This window comes from Streptococcus sp. k-402, from assembly GCF_013277515.1.
Classification (GTDB): domain Bacteria; phylum Bacillota; class Bacilli; order Lactobacillales; family Streptococcaceae; genus Streptococcus.
Window position 1 is genome coordinate 85,229 of sequence record NZ_VMNB01000005.1, and the last position, 15,142, is coordinate 100,370.

General features: G+C 41.1%; 16 protein-coding genes. 10 read left to right on the forward strand and 6 right to left on the reverse strand.

All coding sequences use genetic code 11. The features are described 5' to 3' along the window. Positions 1-191: 191 nt before the first annotated feature. The 5 genes from HT724_RS04715 to galE all read right to left on the reverse strand — a co-directional run bounded on the left by HT724_RS04715 (position 192) and on the right by galE (position 5,049). A complete protein-coding gene (locus tag HT724_RS04715) occupies positions 192-1,157 on the reverse strand; it encodes a siderophore ABC transporter substrate-binding protein (RefSeq protein ID WP_173275294.1) in 966 nt (321 codons plus the stop codon). 95 nt (positions 1,158-1,252) lie between these two features. Beyond that, complete coding sequence (locus HT724_RS04720) at positions 1,253-2,005, reverse strand: ATP-binding cassette domain-containing protein (RefSeq protein WP_173253197.1); 753 nt, start codon at positions 2,003-2,005, stop codon at positions 1,253-1,255. Continuing rightward, positions 2,002-2,958 carry an iron chelate uptake ABC transporter family permease subunit gene (locus tag HT724_RS04725; RefSeq protein WP_173275298.1) on the reverse strand — a complete coding sequence of 319 codons (957 nt, stop codon included), beginning with the start codon at positions 2,956-2,958 and terminating at the stop codon, positions 2,002-2,004. The genes HT724_RS04720 and HT724_RS04725 overlap by 4 nt, the downstream gene beginning before the upstream one ends. Beyond that, a complete protein-coding gene (locus HT724_RS04730; RefSeq protein WP_173275300.1) occupies positions 2,948-3,907 on the reverse strand; it encodes an ABC transporter permease in 960 nt (319 codons plus the stop codon). The genes HT724_RS04725 and HT724_RS04730 overlap by 11 nt, the downstream gene beginning before the upstream one ends. 143 nt (positions 3,908-4,050) lie before the next feature. Beyond that, the gene (gene galE / locus HT724_RS04735) at positions 4,051-5,049 is read right to left on the reverse strand and encodes a UDP-glucose 4-epimerase GalE (RefSeq protein ID WP_173275303.1); all 999 of its coding nucleotides are present in this window, start codon (positions 5,047-5,049) and stop codon (positions 4,051-4,053) included. A 294-nt stretch (positions 5,050-5,343) separates the two neighbouring features. Between galE and pepA the strand changes: the two genes are divergently transcribed. Continuing rightward, a complete protein-coding gene (gene pepA / locus HT724_RS04740) occupies positions 5,344-6,408 on the forward strand; it encodes a glutamyl aminopeptidase (RefSeq protein ID WP_173275306.1) in 1,065 nt (354 codons plus the stop codon). A gap of 21 nt (positions 6,409-6,429) precedes the next feature. Next, entirely contained in the window at positions 6,430-6,726 is a 297-nt protein-coding gene (locus HT724_RS04745; protein WP_173275308.1) for a bacteriocin immunity protein, read from the forward strand. 97 nt (positions 6,727-6,823) lie between these two features. Here HT724_RS04745 and HT724_RS04750 read toward each other — a convergent pair whose 3' ends face one another. Further along, on the reverse strand, positions 6,824-8,455 hold the full coding sequence (locus HT724_RS04750; RefSeq protein ID WP_173275312.1) for a Na/Pi cotransporter family protein: 1,632 nt from the start codon (positions 8,453-8,455) through the stop codon (positions 6,824-6,826). A 239-nt stretch (positions 8,456-8,694) separates the two neighbouring features. Here HT724_RS04750 and HT724_RS04755 point away from each other — a divergent pair, with 239 nt between their 5' ends. The 8 genes from HT724_RS04755 (at position 8,695) to hrcA (ending at position 15,121) form a co-directional block, all read left to right on the forward strand. Further along, entirely contained in the window at positions 8,695-9,891 is a 1,197-nt protein-coding gene (locus HT724_RS04755) for a phosphoglycerate kinase (protein ID WP_173275315.1), read from the forward strand. A gap of 135 nt (positions 9,892-10,026) precedes the next feature. Next, positions 10,027-10,554 carry an aromatic acid exporter family protein gene (locus HT724_RS04760; protein ID WP_000119915.1) on the forward strand — a complete coding sequence of 176 codons (528 nt, stop codon included), beginning with the start codon at positions 10,027-10,029 and terminating at the stop codon, positions 10,552-10,554. Between the two features lie 76 nt (positions 10,555-10,630). After that, positions 10,631-10,987 (forward strand): transcriptional repressor GlnR, encoded by a 357-nt coding sequence (gene glnR, locus HT724_RS04765; protein ID WP_081529909.1) that lies wholly within the window; start codon positions 10,631-10,633, stop codon positions 10,985-10,987. A 36-nt stretch (positions 10,988-11,023) separates the two neighbouring features. Continuing rightward, positions 11,024-12,370 (forward strand): type I glutamate--ammonia ligase, encoded by a 1,347-nt coding sequence (glnA, locus tag HT724_RS04770; protein ID WP_001122878.1) that lies wholly within the window; start codon positions 11,024-11,026, stop codon positions 12,368-12,370. Positions 12,371-12,483: 113 nt separating this feature from the next. Continuing rightward, on the forward strand, positions 12,484-12,804 hold the full coding sequence (locus tag HT724_RS04775) for a PadR family transcriptional regulator (protein ID WP_173275318.1): 321 nt from the start codon (positions 12,484-12,486) through the stop codon (positions 12,802-12,804). After that, positions 12,804-13,379 (forward strand): DUF2812 domain-containing protein, encoded by a 576-nt coding sequence (locus HT724_RS04780; RefSeq protein ID WP_173275408.1) that lies wholly within the window; start codon positions 12,804-12,806, stop codon positions 13,377-13,379. Before HT724_RS04775 ends, HT724_RS04780 begins: the two co-directional genes overlap by 1 nt. A 34-nt stretch (positions 13,380-13,413) precedes the next feature. Next, positions 13,414-13,926, forward strand: coding sequence for a DUF2812 domain-containing protein (locus tag HT724_RS04785; protein ID WP_023943403.1), 513 nt, complete (start codon positions 13,414-13,416; stop codon positions 13,924-13,926). 160 nt (positions 13,927-14,086) lie between these two features. Next, positions 14,087-15,121: a heat-inducible transcriptional repressor HrcA gene (hrcA, locus tag HT724_RS04790; RefSeq protein WP_173275321.1), complete on the forward strand. Its 1,035-nt coding sequence runs from the start codon at positions 14,087-14,089 to the stop codon at positions 15,119-15,121. Positions 15,122-15,142 lie beyond the last annotated feature (21 nt).

A 15,142-nucleotide genomic window follows, 5' to 3' on the forward strand; every position in this document is an offset into this window, starting at 1 on the left:
TGATAAAAACGCATCCTATCAGGTTTGAGTGAGCTTGATAGGATGCGTTTTATCATGTAAAGATGTTAGTTGATACTCAATGAAAATCAAAGAGCAAACTAGGAAACTAGCCGCAGGCTGTACTTGAGTACGGCAAGGCGACGTTGACGTGGTTTGAATTTGATTTTCGAAGAGTATGAGTTTGAAGTTGCTTATTTCAAGCCTTTTTGTGCGTCTTCAATCATGAGTTTTGTTGATTCAAGACCGCCTCCGCTTAGATACCAGAGGTCTGGTGTGAGTTGGATAATTTTACCATTTTTAGCGGCAGGTGTTTCAGCGATAAGGGCATTTTCTAGGACACCGTCGTTGCTAGAGTTGTCCCCACCGATGGCAAGGGTACGGTTGATGACAAAGAGGATGTCAGGGTTGATTTCTTTGACACTTTCAAAGCTGACTTCTTGTCCGTGGCGAGAATCTTCAAATTGAGTATCAGTTGGCTTGAATTTCAAGGTTTGGTACAAGAAAGAGAAACGAGATTGGGCACCAAAGGCAGCCATTTTTCCTTCGTTGAGGAGGATAGCAAGGGCTTTTTTGTCAGAGCTTTCATTTTTAGTAGCGACTTCTTGGATGCTCTTGTCTAGCTTGGCCAATTCTTCCTTGGCTTTCTGTGTACCTGTTTCGCTGAAGGCGCTTGCTAGGGATTCGATATTAGTCTTGGTAGAAGTCCAGTAGTCATCTTTGCTTGCTTGGAAGAGAACAGTCGGAGCGATTTCGTTGAACTTATCTACGAATTTTTGGGTACGTGGTGAAGCGATAATTAGGTCTGGTTCAAGAGCAGCAAGGGCTTCTAGGTCTGGCTCAACCATAGAACCAACATTTTTAACTTTTCCAGCTAGGTCTTTAAGATAAGTCGGAACAGTTTTTGTAGGCATTCCGACGATATTCTTTTCAAAACCTAAAGCGCGAATAGTATCCGCAGCACCGAGGTCAAAGGTCACAATCTTTTCAGGGACTTTTGAAAGTGTGACTACACCTAGTGAACTTTTAATGGTTACCTCTGTTGGAGCAGAGCTGCTTGTCTCCGTCTGGCTTGTGCTTGAGTTTGTACTACATGCACCAAGTAGGAGCAAGAAGCTGGCCACTAGGGCAGCGAGATAAAGTTTAAGGGATGTTTTCATGATTTCTCCTTTTTAAAATGTGATAACGATTTATGGAGTCTCTAGGTTTTTTTGACTAAGAGACAAAATTTCTTCTAACTCGAGTTTCTATGTTACTAGCTATAGATACAGATCTTTTTGCCATTGATATCAGCCAGCGTGATAGGAATCTCATAAAGTTGACTGAGCAGGTCAGCCTGCATGATCTGATTTGTGGTTCCCTTGCTAAAGACTTGACCGTCCTTGAAGGCAACAATTTCATCCGCATACTGACTGGCCATGTTGATATCGTGGAGGACGATGATAATGGTCTTTCCGAGTTCCTCCACCAGTCGCTTGAGAATCTGCATCATGCTGACGCTTTGCTTGATATCGAGATTGTTGAGCGGTTCGTCTAGCAAGATAAAGTCTGTATCTTGGGCTAGTACCATGGCGATAAAGACCCGCTGGAGCTGGCCTCCAGACAGGCTATCGATGTAGCGGTCTTTTAAGTTTATCAGTTCCAGATAGTTCAGAGTTTCTCGAATTTTTTCCCAGTCTTCTTCTCTCAGGCGTCCTCGGCTGTAGGGAAAACGTCCAAAGCTGACCAGTTCTTCAACGGTTAATTTTGCCTGGTAATTGATCTTCTGCTTTAGGATGGTCAGTTCTTGGGCTAGTTCTTGCGAATTCCAACTCTCGATTTCACGACCTTTGATACTGAGAATTCCCTGATCTTTCTTGGTCAGTCTGCTCATGATGGAGAGGAGAGTCGATTTTCCAGCACCATTTGGACCAATGAAGGCTGTCAGTTTCTGAGGACTGACTTCAAGCGAAATGCCTTGCAAAATATCCTGTTTTTGAATGGATTTGTCAATGTTTTCCAGTTTCACTGACGCGCCCTCCTGTAGAGTAAGATAAAGAATAAGAGACCACCTACGCTCTCGATAATCATACTGATGCGAATTTCCAGCGCAAAAACTCGTTCGATGAGGGCTTGCCCCAAGGTCAAACTGATAAATCCGACCAGAATGGCCACGATAAAGAGCAACTTGTGCCGATAGTCTTTGACAATCAGGTAGGTGAGGTTAACCAGCATAAAGCCGAAGAAGGCCATAGGCCCTACCAAGGCAGTGGCCGTTGAAGTTAAAAGTACGATGCCCCAGAGGAGCTTTTTCTGTTCTTTTTCAACATCGAGTCCCAATATCTGAGCTGTTTCTCTTTGTAGGTGCAAGACATCCAGAATGACTGCTTTTCGAAAGAAAAAGATTGTCAAAGCAAGGATGATCAGAGAGCCGATGGCTAGGATGGGAGTATTGAGATGTTGAAAGGAGGCAAAGAGACTGTTCTGCAGTTTATCGTATTCGTTTGGATCCATTAGGACCTGGAGGAAGGTACTGATATTTCGAAAGAGACTTCCGAAGGCTAGACAGATCAGCAGGATGAAGACCAGATCTTGTTTCATCAGTGTCTTCAAGTAGCCTTGCAAGGCGAGAAAGAAGAGGGATTGGACGAGAAGTAAGATTAGGAATTCTAAGATAGGAGACTTGCCAAGTTGAAGAAACTTACTTTCAAAAACCAGTAGCAGAGTTTGCAGTAGGACGTAGAAGGATTCGATTCCTAAAATACTAGGCGTCAGGAAGCGATTTTCCGTTAGGGTTTGAAAACTAATAGTCGAAATCCCAGTCGCGATGGCTACCAAGAGATAAACGATGATCTTTTGGGAACGCAACTTCCAAGCAAAGGATGACAAGTGAGTGATGGGCCAAAAGTAGAGAAGACAAGCTCCGATGGCCAGAATAATGAGAAGCCAGAAGAGCTTGGTATGTTTGCTTTTAGACTGCATCTCTTCGTCCCCCTCTCCATAGAAGTAGGATAAAGACGAGGCTACCAATGATTCCTAGTAGAAGACTGACAGACAGTTCATAGGGCCGAATTAGAACTCGGGATAGGATATCGCAGGCCAGAACTAGATTGGCACCGACTAGTGCGACCATGAGTTTGGTTTGACTCAAATTATCTCCATAGCGCTTGCGGACAAGATTGGGAACGATGACTCCGAGAAATGGCAAGCCACCCACGGTAATCATGGTGACACTAGTCGTTAGCGCCACCAGAAAGAGGGCCAGTTTTTCAAGTAGGGAGTAAGAAATCCCCAAACTTTCACTGGTTTCTTTTCCTAGATTCATGATGGTAAAAGTTTGGGATAATTTCCAAACGGCTATCAGGATAATGAGCCCTAAGAAAAGCCATTCATACTGATGAGTCTGAATCATGGAGAAGGAGCCCTGGGTCCAAGCTGTCATACTCTGAACCAGATTGAAACGGTAGGCGACAACTTCTGTCACAGAACCGATAATTCCACTATAGATGATCCCAATCAGAGGCAACATCCACCTTTCCTTTATAGTAAAAATGGTCATAAAGGCTAGGAAGAAGAGAGTAAGTACGATGGATGAAACAAAAGCGAAGAGCATCTTTTGGGTCAGACTAGCCGACGGAAAGACAAAGAGGCTCAATACCATTCCCAGTTTGGCGGCTTCAGTGGTCCCAACTGTACTTGGAGCAGCAAACTGATTTTGAGTGATAGTCTGCATGAGAAGTCCTGCCATACTCATACTAGAGGCAGTCAGAAGAATACTGATGGTTCTTGGAAGACGGGACTCTTGAAAGAGAAGCCAAGTTTCATGATCCAGAGCAAAGAGTTTTCCCCATGAAAAATCACTGGTCCCAATGCTAATAGAGAGAAAGACTAGGAGTAGAAGTAAGCCAATTAAATAATGAGAAAGTTTCATACCCTATCCTTTCATGTAGATTTGGTACCGAAAGATACCTGCGGATATTACTGTAACATGATTTATTTAATCTGTCAATAAATTTTCTGACAATTTAATGAATAAAACAAGGAGAGAGCGCCAAGGCTTTCTCCTCTGTTTTCCTATTCCAAAATGTTTTTGCCTTCTTTAACACGCCAATGATAATCCGATAAAATAATATCTTCAAGGGAGTAGCTAGCCTTCCAATCAAGATATTGTTTAGCTTTTGAGGCGTCTGCTAGGACGCTAGCTGGGTCACCAGCACGACGCGCAACAATCTCGTGTGGGATTTTTTGATTCAGTAATTCTTCAGCAGTTTTAAAGATTTCTTTGACGGTATAGCCTTTTTCAGTTCCTAAGTTAAAGATTTGAGAAGAACTGTCTTCTTGAAAGAGGTAATTCATCCCTTTAACGTGAGCCTGTGCAAGATCCAAGACATGAATGTAATCTCGAATACATGAACCATCACGTGTATCGTAGTCATCTCCAAATATTTTCAGGCTATCATTTTGTCCCAATGCGGTCTTATTGATATTGGGAATAATATGAGTTGGATTTTTTACACGCAGACCGTTTGAAGCATCCATTTCAGCCCCAGCAACATTAAAGTAACGGAAAATAACATATTTCCAGTCGTAGCGATTGGCCATCCAGTAAATCATTCGTTCGCCCATCAGTTTTGTCTCTGCATAAGGGTTGACAGGGTCGAGTAGGGTATCTTCAGTTGCAGGCTTGTCAATACAGTTATTACCATAGAGGGAAGCAGTCGAAGAGAACATGATTTTTTGAATGCCAACTTCAGATAAGACTTTGAGAACTTGGTTCATACCAGCAACATTGGCAGTGAAGTATTTACTTGGATTTTCAATACTTTCGCTTACAACAATTTCACCTGCACAATGGAGAACAGCATCAATCTGATTTTCTTCTAAGTAAGTTTTTAGGACACTAGAATCATAAACATCCAGTTGTTTAAAGCTAGCACGACTATCTACAGCCGCTCGATTTCCTGTAGAGAGATTATCTAGAACATGTACCTGATAGCCAGCATTTAAAAGAGCTTTAACGGTATGGGAGCCAATGTAGCCAGCTCCACCTGTGACAAGAATTGTTTTGGTCATGATTTTTTCCTTTTCCTAGTTTTGTACTATTTTAAAGAAAGAAGAAGGCAAAGTCAACTATTTTCTGCAAATTTCATGAAAAAACTGAACAAATATAGCATTGGATTGTTTTTTATTTGGGAATTAATAGTTTGGTTGGTCTTGGAATAGTTCTTAGATTTCACCTCACATGCAAGAAAATACAAGCTTTTTATAAGATAGAGCAGGACTAAGATACTAATTTAGAAATCCACCTTCCCGCTATCCTTCTCCTATAAAAAGTGGTAAAATGGATGAAAGAAAGAAGGAACTGAAATGACAACATTATTTTCAAAAATCAAAGAAGTAACAGAACTTGCTGCGATCTCAGGTCATGAAGCGCCTGTCCGTGCCTATCTTCGTGAAAAGTTGACACCGCATGTGGATGAAGTGGTGACAGATGGCTTGGGTGGTATTTTTGGTATCAAACATTCAGAAGCTGCAGATGCGCCACGTGTCTTGGTCGCTTCTCATATGGATGAAGTTGGTTTTATGGTTAGTGAGATTAAGCCAGATGGTACCTTCCGTGTCGTAGAAATCGGTGGTTGGAATCCTATGGTGGTTAGCAGCCAACGTTTCAAACTCTTGACTCGTGACGGTCGTGAAATTCCTGTGATTTCGGGTTCTGTCCCTCCACATTTGACTCGTGGAAAGGGTGGACCAACCATGCCTGCTATTGCAGATATCGTTTTTGATGGCGGTTTTACGGATAAGGCTGAGGCAGAAAGCTTTGGCATCCGTCCTGGCGACACCATCGTACCAGATAGTTCTGCAATCTTGACAGCTAATGAAAAAAATATCATTTCAAAAGCTTGGGACAATCGCTATGGAGTTCTCATGGTGAGCGAGTTAGCAGAAGCTCTGTCAGGTCAAAAACTTGGCAATGAACTCTATCTTGGCTCTAACGTCCAAGAAGAAGTTGGTCTTCGTGGTGCTCATACTTCCACAACTAAGTTTGACCCAGAAGTTTTCCTAGCAGTTGACTGTTCACCTGCTGGTGATGTTTATGGTGACCAAGGTAAGATTGGGGATGGAACCTTGATTCGTTTCTACGATCCAGGTCACTTGCTTCTCCCAGGGATGAAGGATTTTCTTTTGACAACGGCTGAAGAAGCTGGTATCAAGTACCAATACTACTGTGGTAAAGGCGGAACGGATGCTGGCGCAGCTCATCTGAAAAATGGTGGTGTCCCATCTACAACAATCGGTGTTTGCGCTCGTTATATCCATTCTCACCAAACCCTCTATGCAATGGATGACTTCCTAGAAGCGCAAGCTTTCTTGCAAGCCTTGGTGAAGAAATTGGATCGTTCAACAGTTGATTTGATTAAAAATTATTAAACCATAAGGGAGGTGGTAGGGATGGTAGAACCAAACCTAGAAAGCCTTATAAAAGATCTTTACAATCATGCTCGAGATGATTTGAGTGAAGATTTAGTTGCTGCTCTCCTAGAGACTGCTAAAAAACTGCCTACTACAAATGAGCAATTGCTGGCAGTTCGTCTCTCAGGACTGGTCAATCGTGAATTGCTCAAGAATCCCAGACATCCGGCACCTGAGTTGCTCAACTTGGCTCGCTTTATTAAAAGAGAAGAAGCCAAGTACAGAGGAACCGCAGCTTCTGCGCTTATGTATGGGGAGATTTTTAAAATGCTTTGATTCCATTGTGGATCAAAGCATTTTTCTATATGGTAGAAAAGAAATTCTTGCTTAGGAAAAGCAAAAAGCCATCTCATTCAGGATAGCTTCTTGGTTCTTAGATTTGTTCTGCAAAAACCTTTTCGGCAAGGTTCATAGCGTGGTCTGATACACGAGTGTAGTGTGAGATGATGTCGATAAAGTTGACCCCAGCTTGTGTTGAACATTCGCCCTTGTTGAGGCGTTTGATGTGGGTTTTTCTGAGAACACGTTCTATGTTATTGATTGCTTCATGACGTTCTACAAGACCGCGTGCTTTTTCAATATCATTGTTTTCCACACTATCCAGAGCATCTTTGATAAAGTCACTAGTTTGACGATAAACTTCCTCTAATTCTTTCAAGGCGGCATCAGAAAATTCAACATTTTTCCGTTGAAGGTAGTCAGTCAGATTGAGTAGAGCCTCTGCGTGGTCCCCAATCCGTTCCAAATCACGGGAGGAATCAAGGATATTGGTGAGCACTTCGCTTTCTTTTTGACTGAGAGCTTCGCTTGAAAGGGCAATGAGATAACGTGTTAATTGCTCATCGATGGTGTTAATTGCTTCTTCGGTTTTATGCCCTTTTTCAGCAACTTTTTCATCCAAGTCAATGATATACTTATAGGAAAGGTCAAAGGCTTTAGCAGCGTAGTTTCCTAAGTGCAAGAGCTCTTTCTTAGCATTTCCGAGAGCGATAGATGGGGCTTGTTTGATGAAATGTTCATCAAGATATAAGGGTTCGTATTTGACAACCTCGTCCTCTCCAGGAATAATCTTGGTTACAAAGTAAGCCAGAGCTCCGATAAATGGAAATTGAACAATGGTGTTGGTAATATTAAAGGTTCCGTGAGCAAAGGCGATGGTCATTTCTGGTGCTAGATTTAGCGTAGATTCAAACCAATGAATCAGGGCTGTAAAAGGAACTAGAAAAATAACGCAGACGACTGTTCCGATAACGTTGAAGGCAACATGAGCTCCTGCTACCCGTTTAGCTGCAATATTAGCACCTAAAGAGGCAATGATGGCTGTAATGGTTGTCCCGATATTGTCACCAAATAGAACTGGCAAAGCTCCTTGCAGGTCAATGAGATTGCTGGCGTAGAGGTTTTGTAAAATCCCGATGGTAGCCGAGGAAGCTTGAATCAGTAAGGTCAAGCCGGTACCGACAAAGACACCCAAAACAGGATTTTTACTTAGCTCAATCATATAGTCTTTAAAGACCTGTAAATCTTTGAGTGGAGCCATTGCACCGCTCATGAGATTGAGGGCAAAAAAGATACCACCGACACCAAAGAGGATGCGTCCGATATTATTAACTGTCCGATTTTTCGTAAAAAAGAGACAGACGGCACCGATAAAGAGCATAGGTAGGGCATAGTCACCTAGTTTAAATCCAATAAGAAAGGATGTGACTGTTGTCCCGATATTAGCCCCCATGACAATTCCGATAGCCTGACGTAAGGTTAAGAGACCGGCACTGACCAAGCCAACTGTGATAACTGTTACACCAGAACTAGACTGAATTAGAGCAGTCATCCCAATACCAACCAGAACTCCAAAGAAAGGATTACTAGTATATTTGTCAATGTAAAAACGAAGGCGATCTCCAGCAGCTTGTTGTAAACCGTCTCCCATGGTCTTGATACTATATAAGAATAGTCCCAGACCACCTAAAAAGTGAAATAAAATTTCCTGCCAATTAATGGACATTTCTTTTTCCTCCGAAAAATAATCGCGGAATATCTCCTATTCTATTTTAAAGGATAAAAGTAAATCTAACAAGTGTTAAGCTAAGATTTTAGAAAGAAAATTCGTGAGAAAAAGTAAAAATAATACACTCTAGCATGACATGAAGATTAAATATCGAAAAATCTTGTGAAATCTTTCCTTATATTTCCAAAGTGTGATATAATAGTTTCGAATAAAATAAATAAAGGGGTTTTTGTAACATGGCAAAACTTACTGTTAAAGACGTTGACTTGAAAGGTAAAAAAGTCCTCGTTCGTGTTGACTTCAACGTACCATTGAAAGATGGCGTAATTACTAACGACAACCGTATCACAGCAGCTCTTCCAACTATTAAGTACATCATTGAACAAGGTGGACGTGCAATTCTTTTCTCTCACCTTGGACGTGTGAAAGAAGAAGCTGATAAAGCTGGTAAATCACTTGCTCCTGTAGCAGCAGACATGGCAGCTAAATTGGGCCAAGACGTTGTTTTCCCAGGTGTTACTCGTGGTGCTGAATTGGAAGCAGCTATTAACGCTCTTGAAGATGGACAAGTTCTCTTGGTTGAAAATACTCGTTACGAAGATGTTGACGGCAAGAAAGAATCTAAAAACGATCCTGAACTTGGTAAATATTGGGCATCACTTGGAGATGGTATCTTCGTAAACGATGCATTCGGTACAGCTCACCGTGCACACGCATCTAACGTTGGTATCTCAGCAAACGTTGAAAAAGCAGTTGCTGGTTTCCTTCTTGAAAACGAAATTGCTTACATCCAAGAAGCAGTTGAAACTCCAGAACGTCCATTCGTAGCAATCCTTGGTGGTTCAAAAGTTTCAGACAAGATCGGTGTTATCGAAAACTTGCTTGAAAAAGCTGACAAAGTCCTTATCGGTGGTGGTATGACTTACACATTCTACAAAGCACAAGGTATCGAAATCGGTAACTCACTTGTAGAAGAAGACAAATTGGATGTTGCGAAAGCTCTTCTTGAAAAAGCAAACGGTAAATTGATCTTGCCAGTTGACTCAAAAGAAGCTAACGCATTTGCTGGCTACACTGAAGTGCGTGACACTGAAGGTGAAGCAGTTTCTGAAGGCTTCCTTGGTCTTGACATCGGTCCAAAATCTATCGCTAAATTTGACGAAGCTTTGACTGGTGCCAAAACAGTTGTATGGAACGGACCTATGGGTGTATTTGAAAACCCAGACTTCCAAGCTGGTACAATCGGTGTGATGGACGCTATCGTGAAACAACCAGGAGTTAAATCAATCATCGGTGGTGGTGACTCAGCTGCTGCAGCGATCAACCTTGGACGTGCAGATAAATTCTCATGGATCTCTACTGGTGGTGGAGCATCAATGGAACTTCTCGAAGGTAAAGTTCTTCCAGGACTTGCAGCCTTGACAGAAAAATAAGATTTTATAAATGAATCAAAGAAGAGAGGGATGAAGATTCCTCTTTTCTTTTACTCAAAATAAAAACGCTTCCTCTCAACTATTCCTCATAAAATTACCCAAATTATGATAAAATGGAAATAGAAAGTTTAGATTATGAGTTATTTTAAAAAATATAAATTCGATAAATCCCAGTTCAAACTTGGTATGCGAACCTTTAAAACAGGTATTGCTGTTTTTCTAGTTCTCTTGATTTTTGGCTTTTTTGGTTGGAAAGGTCTTCAAATTGGTGCTTTGACAGCCGTTTTTAGCCTGAGGGAGAGTTTTGATAAGAGTGTCCATTTTGGGACTTCGCGTATTCTTGGAAATAGTATCGGTGGCCTCTATGCCCTGGTCTTCTTCTTATTAAATACCTTTTTCCACGAAGCCTTTTGGGTGACCTTGGTAGTTGTTCCAATCTGCACCATGTTAACCATTATGACAAATGTAGCCATGAATAACAAAGCAGGTGTCATAGGTGGTGTAGCAGCTATGTTAATCATTACCTTATCGATTCCGAGTGGTGAAACGATTTTGTACGTGTTTGCGCGTGTATCAGAAACGTTCATGGGAGTTTTTGTCGCAATTCTCGTAAATTACGATATTGATCGTATTCGGCTCTTTTTAGAGAAAAAAGAAAAATAATGTTACATTTTATAACATTATCAATTGACGTTTGTCTTTTTTTAGACTATAATAGACAGAAAGAAGGAAACTGTAAATGAAGGAAAAAGAATTTCGCCGAAATATGGCTGTTTTTCCTATCGGCAGTGTTATGAAGTTGACCGATCTATCGGCGCGTCAGATTCGTTATTATGAAGATCAAGAGTTGATCAAACCAGATCGAAACGAAGGGAACCGTCGCATGTATTCCTTGAATGACATGGATCGTCTACTTGAAATCAAAGATTATCTCTCTGAAGGTTATAATATCGCTGCCATTAAGAAAAAATATGCTGAACGTGAAGCGAAATCCAAGAAAGCGGTGAGTCAGACTGAGGTGCGCCGTGCACTTCACAATGAACTCCTCCAACAGGGTCGCTTTGCTTCAGTACAGTCACCTTTTGGTCGCGGTTAGGCAATCGCAAGTAGTCATACATTAAGGAGAAAACTCATGCCAATCACAGCTGCAGATATTCGTCGTGAAGTCGAGGAAAAAAATGTTACCTTTATTCGTCTCATGTTTTCAGATATTTTGGGAACCATGAAAAACGTCGAAATTCCTGCTACAGATGAACAGTTAGATAAGGTCTTGTCAAATAAGGCTATGTTTGATGGATCTTCTATTGAAGGTTTTGTACGTATCAATGAGTCAGATATGTACTTGTACCCTGACTTGGATACATGGACAGTCTTCCCGTGGGGAGATGAAAATGGAAGTGTTGCAGGTCTGATCTGTGATGTCTATACAACAGAAGGTGAACCATTTGCAGGTGACCCTCGTGGCAATTTGAAACGTGCTCTTCGTCACATGGAAGAAGTAGGATTCAAATCCTTCAACCTTGGTCCAGAGCCAGAATTCTTCCTATTTAAACTAGATGAAAATGGAGATCCGACACTTGAAGTGAATGACAAGGGTGGCTACTTTGATTTGGCACCTACGGACCTTGCGGACAATACACGTCGTGAGATTGTCAATGTCTTGACCAAAATGGGATTTGAAGTAGAAGCGAGTCACCACGAGGTTGCGGTTGGACAGCATGAGATTGACTTCAAGTACGATGAAGTTCTCCGTGCTTGTGATAAGATTCAAATCTTTAAACTTGTTGTTAAAACCATTGCTCGCAAACATGGGCTTTACGCAACCTTTATGGCCAAACCAAAATTTGGTATTGCTGGATCAGGTATGCACTGTAATATGTCCTTGTTTGATGCAGAAGGAAACAATGCCTTCTTTGATCCAAATGATCCAAAAGGAATGCAGTTGTCAGAAACGGCCTACCATTTCCTTGGTGGTTTGATCAAACATGCTTACAACTATACTGCTATCATGAATCCAACGGTTAACTCATACAAACGTTTGGTTCCAGGTTATGAAGCCCCTGTTTACATTGCTTGGGCTGGTCGTAACCGTTCGCCACTTGTGCGCGTGCCTGCTTCACGTGGTATGGGAACTCGTCTTGAGTTGCGTTCAGTGGATCCGATGGCAAACCCATACATCGCTATGGCTGTTCTTTTGGAAGTTGGTTTGCATGGTATTGAAAATAAAATCGAAGCACCAGCTCCTATCGAAGAAAATATCTACATCATGACAGCAGAAGAGCGCAAGGAAGCTGGTATTACAGATCTTCCATCAACTCTTCACAATGCTTTGAAAGCTTTGACAGAAGATGAAGTTGTCAGAGCGGCTCTTGGAGAACATATCTATACTAGTTTCCTTGAAGCCAAGCGAATCGAATGGGCAAGTTATGCAACCTTCGTTTCACAATGGGAAATTGATAACTATCTAGATCTTTATTAATATAGAAGAAAGATTGCCTGTGGGTGATCTTTTTTCTTGCGTTTTATATCGAGGTGTGATATATTTTATATAACGAAGTGCGATATATCGAACTGAATAGGAGATGGTTATAAATGGAATTAACGGATAAGATTCGTCGAGTTTATCTTCCGATGACGGAAACGGGCTTTTATATCTTGTTCTGTCTGCAAAAGGAAGGTCATGGTTATAGTATTACGCAAAAGGTCAAGGAGATGACAGATTCGCAAGTTTCGATTAGTCCTGGGACTATGTATGGAACCTTGTCAAAAATGGAAAAGGATGGTTTGATTTCCTTTGTCCGAGAAGAGGAGAAGCGTAAAATCTATCAGATCACAGACTTGGGACGAAAAGTCTTAGATATTGAATTGAAGCGTATTGAACGGCTCTACAGAAATAGTCGGGAGGGAAGATGATGGAAAAGAAGGTTGTTTATAGAATTGCTACCATTGCGGATTATGATAGAGAGGCTTTATATCTTAGAAAAATGCATGCTGAGGGCTGGAAACTCAAAGAAGTAACCTATTCTAACTTAGTAGTTGCGGTTAAGTATACTTTTGAAAAGTGCCAACCGGAGCAGGTGTCTTATCAGTTGGACTTTTATCCCATGAGAAAATCCGATAGAGCCTCCTATTTACAATTATTTAAAGACTGTGGCTGGGAGCATATTACAGACTTTAATGGTTTTTCCTACTTTAGAAAACTTCATTCTGGAATTGAGTCGGATGCCGAGTTTGAAATTTATAACGACGTGGCCGGGAAGTTAGCTATGGTCAAACGGATTTTAACGAGGAGGATGTTTCCTATTTTGCTTCTCTTTTTAGCTCTACTACCGGTTTTCTCAAAGTTTGTCGCTGGAGGTAGTTCTTTCAGTTGGGAAATGCTTTTGATTGTTATAATAGATGGTGTTTTATTGATAGTTCATGCGATTCAGATTTCTTATATTTTTTGGAGATTGAGTCAAAAGTGGAAAGAATTATCTAATAAATAACACCCGGCATGTTTTCTAATTTTGGAGTAAGAAAATGAATAGCAGAGTAGAATTTCGGATTTTCACCATTGTTGATTTGGACAAGGAAGAAGAATATTTACATGAGATGCATTTGAAAGGTTGGAGGTATAGAACGAGTCGTTTTGGTTTGTTCTATTTTGACCAATGTCAACCAGACGATGTCATCTACTGTATCTATGATTCTAGATTTCTTAAAAAGTATAAGTATGAACTGCAAGATTTTAGAAATAGAGGTTGGGAATTGATAGGAGCAGGTTCTTGTTCGATTCTTCGTAAATCGTCTTCTAATTTACTTCCAGAGGATCAAGTCTATATGAGTAAGGGGCTCAGATGGGAAGTTATGCGAAATAGACTTCGTTCATGTACAGTTGCTTTCTCAGGCGGTCTTGTTGTTTGTATGAGTTCGTTTAGAGAAGATCTTTCTATGTCTTTCTTCATTATTTTTGTTTTATATGCTCTTATGATTTCTTATCTAATCTATGGTTTTTTTAGACTTAAAAGGGCATACCGAGTAGATAAACAGTAAGGTTCTAGGTCTTTAGACTGATTTTTAGCACTCTTGATAAAAGAGTGCTAATTTTTTGAGTTTTTGTCTTGACATTCTCTTTTAAGGGTGTATAATAGAATCATGAGTTAGCACTTGAGCGTATCGAGTGCTAATCGATCAGACAGAAAGGAGTGATGAGATGGTTACAGAGCGTCAGCAGGATATTTTAAATCTGATTATTGACATCTTTACCAAAACGCACGAACCTGTCGGATCCAAAGCCCTGCAAGAGTCTATTAACTCTAGCAGTGCAACCATTCGTAATGACATGGCGGCTTTAGAAAAGCAAGGTTTGCTTGAGAAAGCTCATACTTCAAGTGGTCGGATGCCAAGTGTTGCTGGTTTTCAGTACTATGTGAAACACTCACTGGATTTTGACCGACTGGCTGAAAATGAGGTTTATGAGATTGTCAAAGCCTTTGATCAGGAATTCTTCAAATTGGAGGATATTCTGCAAGAGGCTGCTAACCTACTGACAGACTTGAGTGGCTGTACGGTAGTAGCATTGGATGTTGAGCCGAGCAGGCAACGTTTGACAGCCTTTGATATCGTTGTTTTGGGCCAACATACAGCCTTGGCAGTATTCACCCTAGACGAGTCTCGAACGGTTACCAGTCAGTTTCTGATTCCAAGGAACTTCTTGCAGGAGGATTTGCTGAAACTGAAGAGCATCATTCAGGAACGTTTCCTCGGTCACACCGTTCTAGATATTCACTACAAGATTCGGACGGAGATTCCGCAGATTATCCAGCGTTACTTTACAACAACGGACAATGTTATCGATCTCTTTGAACATATCTTTAAGGAAATGTTCAACGAAAACATTGTGGTGGCGGGCAAGATTAATCTCTTGAATTTTGCCAATCTGGCAGCTTATCAGTTCTTTGACCAACCGCAAAAGGTGGCCTTGGAGATTCGTGAGGGACTGCGTGAAGATCAGATGCAAAATGTCCGTGTTGCAGACAGTCAAGAGTCCTGTCTAGCTGACCTAGCTGTGATTAGTAGCAAGTTCCTAATTCCTTATCGGGGAGTTGGAATTCTAGCCATTATCGGTCCAGTTAATCTGGATTACCAACAGCTAATCAACCAAGTTAATGTAGTCAATCGTGTTTTGACTATGAAGTTGACAGATTTTTACCGCTACCTCAGCAGTAATCATTACGAAGTACATTAAGATTGAAATCATTAAAGGAGG

What these genes read in the sequence shown, in the direction of transcription:
- HT724_RS04715 (WP_173275294.1), bottom strand. Translation starts at nt 1,157, where the DNA reads ATGAAAACATCCCTTAAACTTTATCTCGCTGCCCTAGTGGCCAGCTTC.
- HT724_RS04725 (WP_173275298.1), bottom strand. Translation starts at nt 2,958, where the DNA reads ATGCAGTCTAAAAGCAAACATACCAAGCTCTTCTGGCTTCTCATTATT.
- HT724_RS04730 (WP_173275300.1), bottom strand. Translation starts at nt 3,907, where the DNA reads ATGAAACTTTCTCATTATTTAATTGGCTTACTTCTACTCCTAGTCTTT.
- galE (WP_173275303.1), bottom strand. Translation starts at nt 5,049, where the DNA reads ATGACCAAAACAATTCTTGTCACAGGTGGAGCTGGCTACATTGGCTCC.
- pepA (WP_173275306.1), top strand. Translation starts at nt 5,344, where the DNA reads ATGACAACATTATTTTCAAAAATCAAAGAAGTAACAGAACTTGCTGCG.
- HT724_RS04745 (WP_173275308.1), top strand. Translation starts at nt 6,430, where the DNA reads ATGGTAGAACCAAACCTAGAAAGCCTTATAAAAGATCTTTACAATCAT.
- HT724_RS04750 (WP_173275312.1), bottom strand. Translation starts at nt 8,455, where the DNA reads ATGTCCATTAATTGGCAGGAAATTTTATTTCACTTTTTAGGTGGTCTG.
- HT724_RS04755 (WP_173275315.1), top strand. Translation starts at nt 8,695, where the DNA reads ATGGCAAAACTTACTGTTAAAGACGTTGACTTGAAAGGTAAAAAAGTC.
- HT724_RS04760 (WP_000119915.1), top strand. Translation starts at nt 10,027, where the DNA reads ATGAGTTATTTTAAAAAATATAAATTCGATAAATCCCAGTTCAAACTT.
- glnR (WP_081529909.1), top strand. Translation starts at nt 10,631, where the DNA reads ATGAAGGAAAAAGAATTTCGCCGAAATATGGCTGTTTTTCCTATCGGC.
- glnA (WP_001122878.1), top strand. Translation starts at nt 11,024, where the DNA reads ATGCCAATCACAGCTGCAGATATTCGTCGTGAAGTCGAGGAAAAAAAT.
- HT724_RS04775 (WP_173275318.1), top strand. Translation starts at nt 12,484, where the DNA reads ATGGAATTAACGGATAAGATTCGTCGAGTTTATCTTCCGATGACGGAA.
- HT724_RS04780 (WP_173275408.1), top strand. Translation starts at nt 12,804, where the DNA reads ATGGAAAAGAAGGTTGTTTATAGAATTGCTACCATTGCGGATTATGAT.
- HT724_RS04785 (WP_023943403.1), top strand. Translation starts at nt 13,414, where the DNA reads ATGAATAGCAGAGTAGAATTTCGGATTTTCACCATTGTTGATTTGGAC.
- hrcA (WP_173275321.1), top strand. Translation starts at nt 14,087, where the DNA reads ATGGTTACAGAGCGTCAGCAGGATATTTTAAATCTGATTATTGACATC.